Here is a 15,506-nt window from a genome sequence, read left to right on the forward strand (position 1 = left end):
GTTCTCTTTTACGTCTTCCGGTCATTGAGGCGCCGGATAGATCAGTGACTTCACCTCGCCGCGCACCACCTTGCCCACCGGGTTGCGGGGCAGGGCGGCGACGACGTGAAGGATCTTGGGGGTGCGCACAGGGCCGACGGTCTCGCGCACGAAGGCGGTCAGGGCGTCGGCCGCGACGGCGGCGTCATCCAGGGCGACCACGGCTTCCAGCCGCTCGCCCCAGACATCATCGGCGACGCCGAAGGCGCAGGCCTCGCGCACGGCCGGGTGGGCGTTCAGCGCCGCCTCCACCTCGCCGGGATAGATGTTGTAGCCGCCGCTGATGATCAGTTCTTTCGAGCGACCCAGCAGATACAGATAGCCGTCCGCGTCCAGCCGCCCGATGTCGCCGGTCTTCAGCCAGCCGTGGTGGCGGGCGGCGTCGGTCTGTGCGGGATCGTCCAGATAGACGGTGGCGGCCAGGTCGCCATGGACCAGGATTTCGCCTTCGGCCTCTGCTGTTCTGACCTCGCCGTCGGCGCCCAGCAGGGCGACCGGGGTGTCCGGGAACAGCCGTCCGACCGAGGTGCGCAACTCGGGCCTCGCCATCTCGGCGGGCGAGAGGCTGGCGATGGTCATGGGGGCTTCGGTCTGGCCGTAGAGGGTCGAGAGCACAGGGCCGAACCGGGCGATGGCCTCGGCGATCCGCGCGGGCGGCATGGGGGCGGCGGAATAGGTCAGGTGGCGCAGCCGGGCGAAATCGCCGGGACCGAAGCGACCTTCCTCCATCAGCAGATAGATCAGGGTCGGGGGCATGAAGACGGTGGTGATCCGCGTCTTCAGTTCGCCCAGGATGGCCTCGCGCTCGGGCCTGTCCAGCAGGACATGGGCTCCGCCCGCCGCCAGCACCGGCAGGATGTAATGCGAGGCGCCGTGCGTCAGGGGCGCGACAGCCAGGTTCACGTCGTCAGGGCCGAAGTCGTAGAAACTCTCGAGTGAACGCAGCGCCGCGGCGCCGCTGCGGACGCTCTGCAACACGCCCTTGGGCGCGCCGGTCGAGCCGCCGGTGAACTTCAGGGCGAAAGCGAGGTCGGGATCATCCGAAATCGGGGGCAGGGTCGACGGATCGACCGGGGCCGGGCGCCAGTCGTCGAGCTCCAGAGGACGGGCCGTCTCGCCCATGGCCTCGGCGGAGGCAGCGTCGTGCAGGGTCAGCTTCAGGCGGGCGCGCTTCTGGAACAGGCTGTTCAGGCGCGGCCCGTTGCGCGGGTTCAGCGGCGTCCAGACGGCGCCTGTGCGCAGAATGGCCAGATAGGCGATGACATGGTCGGCGCTGTTGGCGGCGCACAGGCCGATCCGGTCGCCAGGCGTCACGCCGCGCGCGATCAGATCGGCGGCGGCGGCCTCGACCTGTGTGACCAGTTCGCCGTGGCGGATGACGCGGTCGCCATCGAACAGGGCCGGGCGATCGCGCTTGTCGGGCAGGGCGTCATAGAGGGCGCGGATCGGGCTGCGGATCATGCCGCGCGCTCCAGGATGGTGACGACGGTCGCCGCCTCCTCGACGCCCAGGAAGCCGCCGCCGTTCTCGGCTGCCGCGATGCGGGCGCCCTTGACCTGACGCGCTCCGGCTTCGCCGCGTAGGTGTTGTATCAGTTCATACAGTTGGCCGACGCCCGTGGCGCCGACCGGGTGCCCCTTGGCCACCAGACCACCGGACGGATTGACTGGAGTGCGGCCGCCGAGCGCGAAATCGCCCGCCTTCAACCGCGCCCCGACCTCGCCGGGGGCGGCCAGGCCCAGGTTCTCGATCTGCTGCAGTTCGGCATAGCTGGTGGCGTCATGGACCTCGGCCACGTCTACGGCGTCCGGTCCCAGACCGGCCTGCTCATAGGCGGCGCGGGCGGCGCGGCGGCCTATGTGATTGGCGTAGTCGTCGGGCGCGCGGTCGGCGGCGCTGACCAGGGCGCAGCCGCGCACCCGCACGGCGCGGGCGGTCGCGCCCAAGCGCGCCAGACCCTTGGCCGAACAGACGATCATGGCCGCCGCGCCGTCGCTGACGGGGGCGCACATGGCGCGGGTGAAGGGGAAGACGATGGGTTTGTCGGCCAGGACCTGTTCCACCGTCATCGGGGTGCGGTACTGCGACTTGGGATTGCGGGCGGCGGCCGAGTGGTTCTTGGCGGCGATGCGGGCGAAGTCTTCCTGCGTCGTGCCGAAGCGGACCATGTGGGCGCGGGCCTGGGCGGCGTACAGGTCCATGAACAGGCTACGGTTGTCGCCCGGCGCCGCGCCGCCCATGGAGGCGATGTAGGCCAGCACGCCCTCGCGGTCGTGGATGTCGGTCCCGCCCATGAAGGCGGCGGCGACGCGCTCGGGCCGGTCAGGGAAGACCATCTTTTCGGCTCCGATGATCAGGGCGATGTCGCCCGCGCCCGCGCGCAGCCACTGGATGGCCTGATAGAGGGCGGTGGAGCCGGAGGCGCAGGCGTTCTCAACATTGGTCACGGGGATGCCGGTCAGGCCCAGCGGGCGCAGGGCGATCTGGCCGCACACCGTGTTCTGGCCCTCCAGCATGGGCTGGCGGGTGTTGGAGAACCAGGCGGCCTCGATGTCGCTGATCTCAGCGCCCGCGTCGGTCAGGGCGTCGCGCACCGCCTCGGCGGTCAGGCTCTTCACCGTGTCGGCGGGGCGTTTGCCCAGGGCGGTCATCGACACGCCGGCGATGAAGACCGGCGCTGTCATTCAGACGGCCGACGGCGCTGGACGATGCGGAAGCGCGAGGCGACGAAGGCCAGGTCGGCCAGACAGGCGTTGCCCGCCGGGTTCAGGCCGCTGACGTGATAGTCGCTATAGGCGGCGGCGAAGTTGATCCACATCGCCCCGGTCAGATTGATCGTCAGATTGGCCCCGGCCTGCTCATAGAGGGGCGTCGAACGGTCGATGAAATCCTCGTCCGTCGAATAGAGGTAGGAGGAGATCGAGCCCTTCGTCCGGGCCAGATAGGTCGCCTCGGCCACGGCGGCGTCGGCGTCCATCGTCACCACGAACAGGACCGGGCCGAAATGCTCCTCGGCGTAGAGGTCGGGCGCGGACCCGTCGACCGCCAGAACCAGAGGCGTCAGGGTGCGGGCCTTGGGGAACTGCGGGTGGGCGTAGGGCGCGGCTTCGCGCAGGACGTGGACGCCATCGCGGCGTTCGACGGCGCCGCGCACGTCGGCCACGGCCTTCAGGCTGACCTCGCCCTGGATGGCGCCCATGATTCCGACGGCCATGGCCGGATCGTCGGCGATGGCGTCGATCTGAGCGACCAGGGCGGCGCCGAAGGCTTCGACCAGATCGGGGGCGACATAGACGACCTGGGGGCTGGTGCACATCTGGGCCGAGAACAGGCTGGCGGCGCGGGCCACGGCGCGGGCGGCGGCGTCCAGATCGGCGACGGAGTGGACCACCACGGTGTTGACGCCCGCCGTCTCGGTGAACAGCAGCTTGCCCGTCACCGTCCGTTCCAGATGGCCGCCGTAGCGTGGGCTGCCGGTGAAGTCGATGATCTGAACGGCCGGGTGATCGACCAGAACCTGAGCCACCGGCTGGGCCAGGGTGTCGACGGCCAGGGTGATCAGGTTGGGATCAAAACCGAAATCGGCCAGCACCCGCCGGCACTCGCGCGCCACGATGGCCATGGGCAGGACGGCGATGGGGTGGGGCTTGAGGATGACCGGATTGCCGGTCGCCAGGCTGGCGAACAGGGCGGGATAGGCGTTCCAGGTCGGGAAGCTGGCGCAGCAGACCACCAGTCCGATGCCGCGCGGGACCAGGGCATAGGTCTTGTCCAGACTGACCGCTTCGCCCGCGAAGTCGCGCTCGTAGCGAGCGCTGCGCGTCACGTCGCGCATGGCCTTGGCGGCATAGGCCAGGGCCTCGATTCCTCTGTCCAGGGCGTTGGGGCCGGAGCCGCTGAAGGCTTGCGTATAGCTCTGACCCGCGACGTGCATGACGGCCTGTGCCATCTCGAAGTTCACGTCATAGAGGCGGGTCGCCATCTCTGCGCACAGGGCCAGACGCAGTTCGGGATCAGCGGCGCGCCAGTCGGGCCAGGCGGTCTGCGCCGCCTCGATCAGAGCCTCGGGATCGCAGCGCGGATAGGTGATCCCCAGCGCCTCGCCGGTGAAGGGCGAGACCTCGGCGCCGACGTGGTCAATGACGCCGGGCAGATCCAGGTCGAAGGGACGGTTCAGTTGGGCCTCGAAGGCGGCCTTGCCCGCGAGGGGCTTGTCCGGGCCGTGGATCTTGGTCGAGGGCGAGTCCTTGAACGGCGACCAGGCGGCGCGGGTGGCGACAGCGTTGATGGCGGCGTTGATCAGGTCGGCGTGGCGGTCGATCAGGGCGCGACGAGCGTCTGCGACGGGGAAGGGGGCGTTCATGGCGCTCAACCCACCCGTTCCACGATCATGGCCGAGCCGACGCCTTGCGCGCCCGCCGCCACGACAAGGCCATAGCGGCCTTCGCAGGCGTCAAGCGCGTCGAGCAGGGACGACAGCAGGATGGCGCCGGTCGCCCCCATCGGATGGCCCTTGGCCAGATGGCCGCCGCCGACATTGACCTTGTCGCTCAGGGTCGGGTGCTCCCTTGAGAATTTGGCGATGACGACGGCGAAGGCCTCCATAAACTCGATCCGGTCCATGTCGGCCAACGTCAGTCGGGCCTTGTCCAGCACGCGCTCCATCGCGGTGAAGCCGGCGGTCAGGGAGGCGGCGGGATCGCCCCCGGCCTCGACCCAGGCGACAATGCGCGCGCGCGCGCCTTCGGCTTCGCCCGAGATCAGCGCCAGTCCGGCGCCGTCGCTCATCGGCGGGGCATGGGCGACCGTGTGGCGGTGGTCGATGGCCCGCCCCTCCAGCGCCTCGGCATAGGGCGCGGCCAGGGCGGCGAAGGCGGCGGGCATGGCGACCAGGCTCTCGGCGGTGGTTTGTGCGCGGGCGGCTTCCTCCCGTTCCAACCCGTTCAGCGGAATGCGCGAAGCGATCAGCGGGGTCCCTTCGGCGGCGGCCGTGCGCTGCTGCGAGGTCAGGGCGACGGCGTCCATTTCGGCCCGCGTCACGCCGATGTCCTCGGCCAGACGGTCGGCGGCGACGGCGACGGGGATGTAGCGGGTGCGCGGCGGGAAGCTGGCGTCTTCGTAATAGTCGGCCTTGTCGCCCATGAAGGGGACGCGCGACATCATCTCGACGCCGCCGGCCAGGGCCGAGCGCACGGCGCCGGTCTGGACCATGGCCGCCGCCTGACCCACGGCGGTCAGGCCCGAGACGCAGTAGTTGTTCAGGCTGAAGGCGAAGGCGGCGTCGTCCAGGCCCGCGTGCAGCTTGCTGACCAGGGCGACATTGGCCCCCTGGGCGCCGACCTGACCGACGCAACCCAGGATCAGGGCTTCGGCGGTGCGGGGCGCATGGCCGCGCGTCTCCATGGCGTCGATCAGGCCCGTGACCAGTTCGTGGGGCTTCAGGGCGGCCAGGCCGCCGTCGGGTCGGGCCTTGCCGCGCGGGGTGCGGACGGCGTCGTGGATATAGGCGTTCATCGGATCACCCCTTCGCCATCTGGTCGCCGCGCGCCCAAGTGCCGTGGAAGCCGGCGGGCACCCGCGCGGGCAGCATGACGCGCGCCACCGGACCGGCCTCGAAATTCTTGGCGTCGATGACCTGAACCTCGGACTTGCCGGCATTCTCGTCGGTGACAAAGACGATGACGTAGCCGTCGTCCTCGCCCTTGGCGTCGATGCGGGGGGCGAAGGCGGGTTCGGAACCGAACATCTGGGGCTCGAAATCATAGGTTCGGGCGGCGCCGCTGAGCAGATCGTACTTGATCAGACCCTTGAAGCGCTGAAGCTCGGTTTTGGACATGGCGACGTGATAGGACCAGCGCGTCGGCTGGGCCGCGTAGTCCAGATTGACCGCCGGGAACTCGCCGATGCGGTCGTCCAACTGGCGCTTCTTGACCTCGCCGGTACGCATGTTCATCCGCCACTCGACGGGCACGGCGTTCAGCGCCAGCACGTTCACCATGGGCGCATAGGGGCCGTAGTCGGGGTTCAGCGGATAGCCGTTGGGCGTCATCATGCAGGCGGTCATGACGACCTCGTCGCCGTCCTCCCAGCTGTTGACGACATGGTAGATGTAGCAGCTGTCCGTCTCGAACCAGCGGATCTGGTCGCCTCGGCCCCGGCGCGGCACGACGCCGAAACGGGCGGGCTGGTCGGCGAAGTGGATGTTCCACTGGCTCTTGCGCAGACCGGCGTCGGTGAAGACCACCGGCAAGTCGTGCAGGATGACGTAGTTTTCCGTCAGTCCCATATCGTGCGGCAGGCGCGGCCCGGGCAGTTCGACACGCTCGAAATGGGTCAGCTCGTTTTGGGCGTTGACCGTGCCGAAGGTCATCCACGGCTCGTAGAGCGAATAGTCGAAGAAGACGAACTCGCCGGTGCGCGGATCGACCTTGGAGTGGGCCGAGACGTGGCGCGGCAGCTTGCCGCCGAAGGTCTCGATCCCGATGGTCTCCAGGGTGCGCGCATCGACCCGGACCGGATGGCCCGAGATGTACCACAGCGCCATCAGCGAGCCGTTGTGCAGGATCACGTCGGTGTTGGCTGTGTCCTTGTAGACCTTGTCCCCGCGCGTCGATGCCGGGTTGGCCCGGCTTGAGGGATACATGACGCCGCCCGCGCCGCAGCTGCCGTTCAGGTCGGCGATGTGGTCCGCCGAGCGGACGAAGCGGTTCCGGTATTCCGCCTTGCCGTTCTCGAAATAGATGGCGTGCAGCATGCCGTCGCCATCGAACCAGTGATGCATCCCTTCGGGCGCCTGGGCCGGGTTCGGGCCGTTGCGGTAGAAGCAGCCGTAGAGGTCTTTCGGGATCTCGCCGATGACCGGAAGGTCCAGCGCCGTCGTCTCCTTGGCCACGGGCTCATAGGCGCCCTGCAGATAGGGATTCAGCGTGTTCAGCGGGCTGAGCGGACCGGTTTCGATCCGGCGGGCGTCGTCGGCCATGGCGGCTGTTCCTTCCCTGTGCGGGGACGCGGTTGTGCTGCGTCCATCCTTGTATAAACGAACCATGAGCAGTTTGGTCGTTTAACGCAAGTCACTTCGTCGTGGTGATTTTCAAGACAGCAGACATCAACTGGTCGAAGGCGGCGTTGCCGTCGCTGAAGGTCCGCCAGCCGTTCAGATCCATCAGGGCGGCGGCCTGTTTCGTCAGGTCGTCGGGCGCGACGTCGCCGGCGAAGATCAGGCCCGGCCCTTCGATCCGGGCGGCGGGCCGCACGGCGCCCGCGCCGGCTGCCAGCGTCTGGCCGTTTAACGGACAGTCGGGCGACATCAGCCAGCTGGCGACCGGGGCGACGCGCTCAGGCCCCATGCGGGCGGCGCTGGCGTCGTCCAGATATTCGGCGGTCATGCCGGTGGCGGCGTAGGGGGCGATGGCGTTGCAGCCGACGCCGTGGGACGCCCCTTCCAGGGCGATGACCCGCATCAGGCCGATCAGCGCCGCCTTGGATGACGAATAGGCCGCCATGCCGTGAACGCCATGCAGGCCCGCCGCCGAGGTCGACATCAGGATGCGGCCCGACCCCTGGGCGCGCAGGTGGCGATAGATGGGCAGGGTCGGCGTCAGAGAGCCGAAGAAGTTGACCTCGAACACCTGTCGAAAGGCGTCGGTGGTCTGCTTGTGCAGGCTCCTGGCTTCGGGCGCGCCGGCGTTGTTCAGCAGGCCGTCGATACGGCCGAAGGCGTTCAGAGCCGCAGCCAGAAGCCGCTCGCCGGAATCGGCCTCCTCGACCGCCAGGGGCGCGGCGACGGCCCGACCGCCCAGGGCTATGATCTCGGCCACGACCGTCTCGGCCGAGCCGGGCGCGTCGGCGGCTCGAGGGCGGGTGTTGACCACGACGCGCGCCCCGCGCTGCGCCAGGTCATGCGCATAGGCCCGGCCGAGGCCGCGTCCGGCGCCGGTGACGACGATCACCTGATCCTGAAGGGGGCTCATGCGTCGGCGCCTTCGGTCCCGGTCGTGGCCCTGGGGCGCGGCCAGGGCAGGAAGCGCGGCGTGCGGGCGCAATAGGCGGCCCAGGCCTCGGGCCGGGAGCGCGCCATGTGCTGTTCCTTGAACGGCGCGGCCGAGGCGTAGCCCATGAACCAGCCGGTATAGAGGGGCGCGAATACTGTGATCCAACCCCAGGGATGGGCCAGGGCCAGCACGAACCAGCCCGCCCACATGACGCTTTCGCCCAGATAGTTGGGGTGGCGCACGATGGCCCAGGCGCCGGTGTCCAGCAGGCCGCCCCGGTTGGCGGGAGCGCGCTTGAAGTCGGCCAACTGGCGATCCGCCGTGCTCTGCAACGCGAAGCCCGTCAGCCAGACGGCGCCGCCCAGCAACAGCGGCAGCGCCGGGCGCGGCGCGGGCGCCGTCAGGATGAAGGCGAAGGGCGCGCACCACAGCCAGACGGTCACGCCTTGCAGCAGGTGGACCTGGAAGGCGCTCCACCACAACCACGTCGGTCCGAAGCTCTTGCGCCAGTGGGCGTAAGGCTGACGCTCGGCATGGATGTTGTGACCCCAGGTCTGGATCGCCAGTCGGATCGACCAGACGCCCAGGCTCACCAGGAACAGGCCGCTGAACAGGTCCAGCGGCAGGCCGGACAGGGCGAAGATCACCCCCGCAGCCGCCAGCGGGGCCAGCGGATAAGCCACGTCCATCAGGCCGTGATTGCGCTTCAGCGTCCCCGCCAGCCAGCCCAGGGCGACGATGGAAAGGATGGCGCCGCCGCTGGCGATCCAGATGAACAAGGTTTCATGCAGCAAGGAAGGAGGAACCGCAAAGGCGGCGGCGAAGGCGACAAGCGGCGCGGCCATCATGACGTAGTGCCATGCTTTGCCGCGTGTTTTTCCGGGCATTGCCAATAGCCAGATCGCCGCCAGAGCGACCCAGGCGAGGGCGGCCAAAGTCCATCCATCCGGTCTCATGAGGGCGGCTCCTTTCATGACTTGCATAAAAAGACTTGCAAACACGGTTCGCTAGCGCAAGCTTCTTTTCGACCGAGGAGCATCCGATCAACGGAGCCGGTGAGGTCAGGGAGCGAAACATGAGAAAGACCGCATTCAGCGCGTCGGCCGCCACGCTGTTGCTCGCCGCCGGGCTGGCCGCACCGGCCATGGCGCAATCAGCCCAGTCCGAGACCGCCGTGACGGTCGGCGACGTTGTCGTCACGGCCCAGCGCCGCGAGCAGAGCCTGCAGGACGTGCCGATCGCCATCACCGCCTTCAACGCCGAGACCCTGGAGCGGACGGCGGCCACCGGCATTCAGGACGTGGCGGGCAAGGCGCCCGGCGTGACCCTGACCCAGTTCAACATCGGCGAGCCGCAGATCTTCATTCGCGGGGTCGGCACGACCAGCGACTCCGCCGCCAGCGACCCCTCGATCGGCGTGTCGATCGATGAAGTGTCCATCGGCCGCGCGGGCGCCAGCTCCCTGGCCTTCCTGGACGTCGAGCGGGTCGAGATCCTGCGCGGCCCGCAAGGGACCCTCTATGGACGCAACGCCTCCGGCGGCGCGCTGAACGTCTATACGAAGAAGCCGCGTTTCGAGAACTCGGCCCAATTGACCGGACGCCTCGGCAGCTTCGACGAGCGGGGCGTCGAAGCCGTGCTGAACCGCGAACTGGGCGAGGACACGGCGGGTCGTCTGGCCCTGCGCTGGAACCAGAACGACGGCTACGCCGAAAGCCTGCCCAGCGGCCGCAGCCTCGAGGGCGGCGAGCAGTTCGGCGTCCGCGCCCAGGTGCTGCACAACGCGGGGGAATGGAGCTTCCTGGGGGGCGTCGATTATTCGAAGGACGACATGCAGGGTCACGCCCGCATTCCGGTCCTGGCCTCATCGACCCCGGCGCCCTTCGTGACCCTGGTCAATTCGCTGCGCGCGGGCATGGACGTGCGTCAGAGCTTCTCTTCGGCGGACAATTATCAGCAGCGTGAGAACTGGGGCCTGACGGGTCGGGCGGAATGGTCGGGGGCCGAGCATTTCGACGTGGTGTCGCTGACCTCCTATCGCAGCAACGACTACAACTGGCGCGACAATCTGGGCGGCTTGCCGTTCCCGGGCTTCCCCCTGTCCGTCGACGACCGGGCTGAGGAAAACGCCAAGCAGATCAGCCAGGAGTTCCGCCTGACGTCCAAGTCGGGTTCGAACATCGACTGGGTCGCCGGCCTCTACATGTTCCGCGAAGAGGTCGAGCGCTCGGAACGATTCCTGGTCCAGACGGCCCTGCCGATCGCCCCGCCGTCGCTGGGGGGTGACGTGACCTTCAACCAGGACGCGACCAACAGCAGCTACGCCCTGTTCGGCCAGGCCACGGTCCCGTTCGCGAACATCTGGGAGCTGACGGTCGGCGCGCGCTGGACCCATGACGAGCGCGAAGTGCATCAGGTCGCCATCGACAATGAAGGCGGCGCCAATCCGCCGGCGGGCATCCCCCTGGGGCCGACCGGCAGCCCCTACAACGTCAAGGCGGACACCTCCTTCGAGGAGCCGACCTGGAAGCTGGCGCTGGCGGTCGAGCCTCTGGACAACATGCGGTTCTACGTCAGCTACGACCGGGGCTATAAGGCAGGCGCCTATCCCAGCGCCGCGCAGACCGGTCTTCAGGCCACGACGCCGCTCCGTTCCGAGTTGCTCGACAACTACGAGATCGGCGCCAAGACGACCCTGGCGGGCGGGCGGCTTCGCCTGAACGCGGCGGCCTTCATGCTCGATTACACGGACCTGCAGGTCTATGAGCTTCTGGGTCTGACCCTGGTGACGTCCAACGCCGAGGCCGAGGTGCGGGGCTTCGAGCTCGAAACGGCCCTTGCCGTGAACCACAACATCACCATCGGCGGCTCCTATACCCAGTTGGACGCCAAGTTCACCTCGAACGCGACGTCGGGAAGTCTGACGCTGCCCTACGATGGCAACGCCCTGCCGCGTTCGCCGGACAGTCAGTTCACGCTCTATGCCGACGGTCAGTGGGATGTGTTCGGCGGCGTCCTGTCGGCGCGAGCCGACTATCAATGGACGGACGATTTCTACTTCGATCCGTCGAACGCGCCCGAAGTCTTGGTGCCTTCCTATGGCCTGATCAGCGCCTTCGCGTCGTGGGAAGCGCCGAACGGCCTGAAGGTCTCGGTCTACGGCAAGAACCTCGGCGACGAGGAGTATCAGCAGCACATCATCAAGAACGCCAGTATCGGCTTCAGCGTTTTTGGGGCGCCGCGTTCCTTCGGCGTGGCGGTCAGCAAGACCTTCTGATCCGGCTTCTCCGGTCCTGACTCACCGCCCGTCCAGCTTCGGCTCGGCGGGCGGTTTTTTATGGGACCACGGCGTGGGGCGCGGCTTCGACTTCCCAGCGGATGCGACGCGGATCCATCGGCTCGCCGCTATCCAGATCGCAAACGACCGGGGTGATGGCCTCGCCGCTGGCGCGATCGACCAGGGTCAAAGGCGCTTCGTCCGCCTCGACCAGCCAGCGTTGGCTCCAGCCGTGCATGGCCAGGACGATGGGGTAGAGGGCCAGACCGGCTTCGGTCAGTCGATATTCGAAGCGCACGGGAGCGGTCTGATAGGGGCGCTTCTCCAGCACGCCGTGCAGCACCAGGCGATTCAGGCGGTCAGCCAGGATGTTGGTCGCCACGCCCAGGGCGGCGTGAATCTCGTCGAAGCGACGTAGGCGGAAATAGGCGGCGGACAGCACCGCCCAACTCCAGTAGTCGCCCATGATCTCGGTCGAGCGGTCGATGATGGGACGGTCGGTCTCGATCGGGGCCGACCGGCGGCGACGCGAGGTCGGCGGAGGAATGACGATCAGGCCCGGACCGGGCTTCCAGGCGACCTTGTCGGCCTTGACCTCGACGCCATGCGCGCGGGTCAGAACCGCAGGCTTCAGCCGACGTCCGGTGTCGCGATCGAAGAAGGCGATGGCGTAGCGTTCCTGAAGCGGCGACTGGGCCCAGACCTTCTCCCACTGACCCTGCATGACGGCGACGCCGAACATGTCCAGGCCCATTTCCGTCAGGCGGTATTCCGTTCGTGCGCCCGTTTCGATCTGCGTCTGGGCCAGAAGGCCGGCGGCCACCAGCTTTTGCAGGCGGTCGGTCAGCACGCTGCGCGGCGTGCCCAGGCGATCACGCCACACGCCGAACCGGCGCACGCCGTAGAAGGCCTCGCGCATGATCAACTGGGTCCAGGCGTCGCCGGTGATGGCGAAGGCGCGCGCCACGGGATTGCCCATGATCAGGGAGCGGATGTCGAGCTCGGTCAAATCCGTAACTGGCTTGATTCTGGGTGGGCTCTCGGAGCTTGTCTCGGCAGCGCGGCGTGTGCTTGCGTTGGCAGACCTATCGGCAGACGTCGTGACAGTCAAACCTGCCTGTGGTCATGCAGGCTGAAAGCGACCGGTTGATGGTCGACCCGTTGCGACGGTCGCCGTCTTCGGAAGACGGTTCTCGAGGCGCGGGCGGCCGATTGTCTCTGCAGTTGGCTTTTTGGCGCCTTTCCCATCCATCCTGAAGCTATGGGTAGGCACCCATCGACTGAGGCGCCGCCAGATGTTTGATCCCCGTCTTCTGCGTTCCTTCATCGCTGTCGTTGATGCTGGCAGTTTCACCCTGGCTGCCGAGCGGTTGCACTCGACCCAGTCGACGGTCAGTCAGCAACTGGCGCGTCTGGAAGAGGCGACGGGCGCGATCCTGATCGAGCGATCGGCGCGCCCGGTCCTGCCCACAGCTGTGGGGGAACGTCTGCTCGGCTATGCGCGCAGACTGCTGGCGCTGCAGCAGGAGGCCCAGGCCGCTCTGGGCGACACGGCGGGCGTCGCCTCCATTCGCATCGGGGTGCCCGAGGACATCATGAACCCGGCGATGGCGGCGGTGTTCGCCGATTTCGCCGCGGGGCATCCCGGCATCCGTCTGGACGTGGTCAGCGGGCTGAGCCGCGACCTGAACCGACGTTACCGCGCCGGTGATTTCGACATTGCGGTGGTCAAGGACTATGAGCCGGGCGTCGATTGCCGCGCCGCCTTCCGGGAGCCCATGGCCCGGTATGAAAGCGTCGACGCGCCGTCTGAATGGCCCAATCCCATTCCGCTGGTGACCTTCCCGCCCGGCGGCCTCTATCGAGACGTGATGTTCGAGCGGATCGAGCGCGAACAGCGTCGTTGGTATGTCGCCTTTTCGGGCAGCAGCCTCAACAATGTCCTGGTCGCCGTGGAAGCCGGCCTGGGGGTGTCGTTGTTACCGGTCGGGACGGCCCGGAAACACAGGCTGCGGCCCTATCCGCCCCTGGGAACGGAGGCCGCCATCGCCGTTTCCCTCTATGCCTGGGAAGGCGATGGGCCGGCCTCCGAGCTGGTCGCGCTGATGCAGGCGGTGTTGGCGGCCCGGTTCGTCTGAAGCCGGGACGCCTCAGGGGCGCCGTGCGGCGAGGAGCACCAGGCCGAGACCGACGGCGGCCAGCAGCCCCCCGGCGACAGGCACGGCCGCATAGCCCAGGTTCAGGCTGATGACCGCCGCGCCCACGGCTGCGCCCAGGGCGTTGCCCAGGTTGAACGCGCCGACGTTGATGGATGAGGCCAGGCCTGGGGCTTCGGACGCCGCCTCCATCACGCGCATCTGGACCGGCGGGACGATGGCGAAGGCCGCGCCGCCCCACAGCAGCAGGCCGATCGCGACGCCGACGGGACTGCTGAACACGAAGGGCAGGACGAACATGATGACCGCCAGAGCGCCGAGGAAAATCCTGGTCGCGCCGTCCAGCGACCAGTCGGCCAGTCGCCCGCCTAGCCAGTTGCCGATGGTGAAGCCGACCCCGATCAGGGCCAGACCCAGGGTGACGAAGCTGTTCGACGCGCCGGTCAGGGTTTCGAGCGTCGGCGCGACATAGGTGTAGAGGGTGAACATGGCGCCGGCCCCCATGACCGTGGTCGCCAGGGCCAGCAGCACCGGCGGGCGCGTCAGCACGTGCAGTTCGCGACGGACGTCGGGCATGACGCCGCGCTCGCCCTTGGGCAGGGCGAACCACAGGGCCGCAATGGCCAGGACGCCGATCACGGCCGTGCCGGCGAAGGCCATGCGCCAGCCGACCTGCTGGCCGATCCAGGTGGCGGCCGGCACCCCGCCGATATTGGCGATGGTCAGACCCATGAACATGGCGGCGACGGCGCTGGCCTGCTTCTCTTTCGGCACGACGCTGGCGGCCACGACGGCGCCCAGGCCGAAGAAGGCCCCGTGGTTGAGGCTGGTGACCAGACGCGCGGCCAGCAGGGTGAAGTAGCCGGGCGCCATGGCTGACATCAGATTGCCGATGGTGAAGATAGCCATCAGCAGGATCAGGGCGGTGCGCTTGCCGAAGCGGGTGAAGGCCAGGGTCATGATCGGCGCCCCGATCATGACGCCGATTGCATAGGCGCTGATCAGCAGGCCGGCCTTGGGGATCGAGACATCGACCCCCTCGGCGATCACGGGCAGCAGGCCCATGGGCGAAAACTCGGTGGTGCCGATGCCGAAGGCGCCCACGGCGAGCGCCAGCAGGGCCCAGCGGGCGTGGGCGGGCGTGGTGGTCGGCGCAGCGGTCATGGAGGCGGTGGTGTCCATCTGCGTCATCTTCAGGCGTCCCAGGTCGGGGCCAGGCCGGCCGGGCTGACCAGACGGCCGTCGGCGCGGGTCAGGGCGGCGATGGCGGCCATGTCGGCCTCGTCCAGGACGAAGTCGAAGACGGTGGTGTTTTCGGCCAGGCGAGCGGGGTTGGCGGTTTTGGACAGGGCGATGTGGCCCTGCTGGATCAGCCAGCGCAGGCCGACCTGGGCGGCGCTCTTGCCGTACTTGGCGCCGATTCGCTGCAGGGTTTCGTCCCGGGGCACGGCGCCGTCGGCCATGCCGTAGTAGGCGGTGACGGCCGCGCCCGCGTCCCTGGCGGCGGCGACCAGCGCCTGTTGCGGCAGGTAGGGGTGCAGTTCGACCTGATTGGTCACGATGGGGGCGGCGGAACGCGCGATCGATTCCCTCATCTGGGCGATGTTCTGGTTGGACACGCCGATGAAGCGCGTCTTGCCCGCCGCCTGGACGGCGTTCAGCCGTTCGATCTGTTCGGCGATCGGGACCTGATCGGCGGGCCAGTGCAGCAGCAACAGGTCGACCTGATCGACCTTCAGCCTCTCCAGGCTCTCATCGACCGAAGCGGCGAAGGCGTCGGCGCCATAGTTGTCGACCCAGACCTTGGTGGTCAGGAACAGGTCTTCGCGACGCGCGCCGGCGGCCTGCAAGGCCCGGCCGAGCGCGGCCTCGTTCTGATAGATCTGGGCGGTGTCGAAGTGGCGGAAACCAGCCTCGAGCGCGGCGGGAACGACCCGTTCGACCTCCGCGTCGGACATGCGGAAGACGCCGAAACCCAAGGCCGGAATGGTTGCGCCGTGAACGGTGACGGTCTGCATCTGAAAACTCCTCGCTGAACGCCCC

Annotated in this window: 12 protein-coding genes; 2 read left to right on the forward strand and 10 right to left on the reverse strand. The window is 68.3% G+C overall.

The genetic code is table 11. From position 1 onward, the window contains the following. Positions 1-21: 21 nt before the first annotated feature. From IFE19_RS04220 to IFE19_RS04250, 7 genes are all read right to left on the reverse strand, one after another. Complete coding sequence (locus IFE19_RS04220) at positions 22-1,500, reverse strand: class I adenylate-forming enzyme family protein (protein ID WP_207825967.1); 1,479 nt, start codon at positions 1,498-1,500, stop codon at positions 22-24. Further along, positions 1,497-2,723, reverse strand: coding sequence for a thiolase family protein (locus tag IFE19_RS04225; RefSeq protein WP_207825969.1), 1,227 nt, complete (start codon positions 2,721-2,723; stop codon positions 1,497-1,499). Before IFE19_RS04225 ends, IFE19_RS04220 begins: the two co-directional genes overlap by 4 nt. Continuing rightward, complete coding sequence (locus IFE19_RS04230; RefSeq protein WP_207825971.1) at positions 2,720-4,402, reverse strand: aldehyde dehydrogenase family protein; 1,683 nt, start codon at positions 4,400-4,402, stop codon at positions 2,720-2,722. The genes IFE19_RS04225 and IFE19_RS04230 overlap by 4 nt, the downstream gene beginning before the upstream one ends. Before the next feature lie 5 nt (positions 4,403-4,407). After that, complete coding sequence (locus IFE19_RS04235; protein WP_207825973.1) at positions 4,408-5,553, reverse strand: thiolase family protein; 1,146 nt, start codon at positions 5,551-5,553, stop codon at positions 4,408-4,410. Positions 5,554-5,557: 4 nt separating this feature from the next. Next, a complete protein-coding gene (locus tag IFE19_RS04240) occupies positions 5,558-7,018 on the reverse strand; it encodes a carotenoid oxygenase family protein (RefSeq protein WP_207825975.1) in 1,461 nt (486 codons plus the stop codon). 91 nt (positions 7,019-7,109) lie between these two features. Then, positions 7,110-8,009, reverse strand: coding sequence for an SDR family NAD(P)-dependent oxidoreductase (locus IFE19_RS04245; protein ID WP_207825987.1), 900 nt, complete (start codon positions 8,007-8,009; stop codon positions 7,110-7,112). Then, positions 8,006-8,986, reverse strand: coding sequence for a DUF1295 domain-containing protein (locus IFE19_RS04250; RefSeq protein ID WP_207825989.1), 981 nt, complete (start codon positions 8,984-8,986; stop codon positions 8,006-8,008). Before IFE19_RS04250 ends, IFE19_RS04245 begins: the two co-directional genes overlap by 4 nt. 119 nt (positions 8,987-9,105) lie before the next feature. Between IFE19_RS04250 and IFE19_RS04255 the strand changes: the two genes are divergently transcribed. Then, positions 9,106-11,307, forward strand: a complete 2,202-nt coding sequence (locus IFE19_RS04255) for a TonB-dependent receptor (protein ID WP_207825991.1) — start codon at positions 9,106-9,108, stop codon at positions 11,305-11,307. Between the two features lie 58 nt (positions 11,308-11,365). Here the strand turns inward: IFE19_RS04255 and IFE19_RS04260 are convergent, their stop codons facing one another. Further along, positions 11,366-12,316, reverse strand: a complete 951-nt coding sequence (locus IFE19_RS04260) for a winged helix-turn-helix transcriptional regulator (protein WP_207825993.1) — start codon at positions 12,314-12,316, stop codon at positions 11,366-11,368. A 286-nt stretch (positions 12,317-12,602) separates the two neighbouring features. Between IFE19_RS04260 and IFE19_RS04265 the strand changes: the two genes are divergently transcribed. After that, entirely contained in the window at positions 12,603-13,445 is an 843-nt protein-coding gene (locus IFE19_RS04265; RefSeq protein WP_207825996.1) for a LysR family transcriptional regulator, read from the forward strand. A gap of 12 nt (positions 13,446-13,457) precedes the next feature. On the opposite strand, the gene IFE19_RS04270 is transcribed toward IFE19_RS04265, so the two are convergent. Both IFE19_RS04270 and IFE19_RS04275 read right to left on the reverse strand, forming a co-directional pair. Next, on the reverse strand, positions 13,458-14,645 hold the full coding sequence (locus IFE19_RS04270) for an MFS transporter (RefSeq protein WP_225910396.1): 1,188 nt from the start codon (positions 14,643-14,645) through the stop codon (positions 13,458-13,460). 11 nt (positions 14,646-14,656) lie between these two features. Further along, a complete protein-coding gene (locus IFE19_RS04275; RefSeq protein ID WP_207825999.1) occupies positions 14,657-15,481 on the reverse strand; it encodes an aldo/keto reductase in 825 nt (274 codons plus the stop codon). Positions 15,482-15,506: the final 25 nt, after the last annotated feature.

The sequence above is a fragment of the Brevundimonas pondensis genome, assembly GCF_017487345.1.
In the GTDB taxonomy this organism is placed as follows: domain Bacteria; phylum Pseudomonadota; class Alphaproteobacteria; order Caulobacterales; family Caulobacteraceae; genus Brevundimonas; species Brevundimonas pondensis.

Coding starts and splice junctions, on each gene's coding strand:
- IFE19_RS04220 (WP_207825967.1), bottom strand. CDS start 1,500: ATGATCCGCAGCCCGATCCGCGCCCTCTATGACGCCCTGCCCGACAAG.
- IFE19_RS04225 (WP_207825969.1), bottom strand. CDS start 2,723: ATGACAGCGCCGGTCTTCATCGCCGGCGTGTCGATGACCGCCCTGGGC.
- IFE19_RS04230 (WP_207825971.1), bottom strand. CDS start 4,402: ATGAACGCCCCCTTCCCCGTCGCAGACGCTCGTCGCGCCCTGATCGAC.
- IFE19_RS04235 (WP_207825973.1), bottom strand. CDS start 5,553: ATGAACGCCTATATCCACGACGCCGTCCGCACCCCGCGCGGCAAGGCC.
- IFE19_RS04240 (WP_207825975.1), bottom strand. CDS start 7,018: ATGGCCGACGACGCCCGCCGGATCGAAACCGGTCCGCTCAGCCCGCTG.
- IFE19_RS04245 (WP_207825987.1), bottom strand. CDS start 8,009: ATGAGCCCCCTTCAGGATCAGGTGATCGTCGTCACCGGCGCCGGACGC.
- IFE19_RS04250 (WP_207825989.1), bottom strand. CDS start 8,986: ATGAGACCGGATGGATGGACTTTGGCCGCCCTCGCCTGGGTCGCTCTG.
- IFE19_RS04255 (WP_207825991.1), top strand. CDS start 9,106: ATGAGAAAGACCGCATTCAGCGCGTCGGCCGCCACGCTGTTGCTCGCC.
- IFE19_RS04265 (WP_207825996.1), top strand. CDS start 12,603: ATGTTTGATCCCCGTCTTCTGCGTTCCTTCATCGCTGTCGTTGATGCT.
- IFE19_RS04270 (WP_225910396.1), bottom strand. CDS start 14,645: ATGGACACCACCGCCTCCATGACCGCTGCGCCGACCACCACGCCCGCC.
- IFE19_RS04275 (WP_207825999.1), bottom strand. CDS start 15,481: ATGCAGACCGTCACCGTTCACGGCGCAACCATTCCGGCCTTGGGTTTC.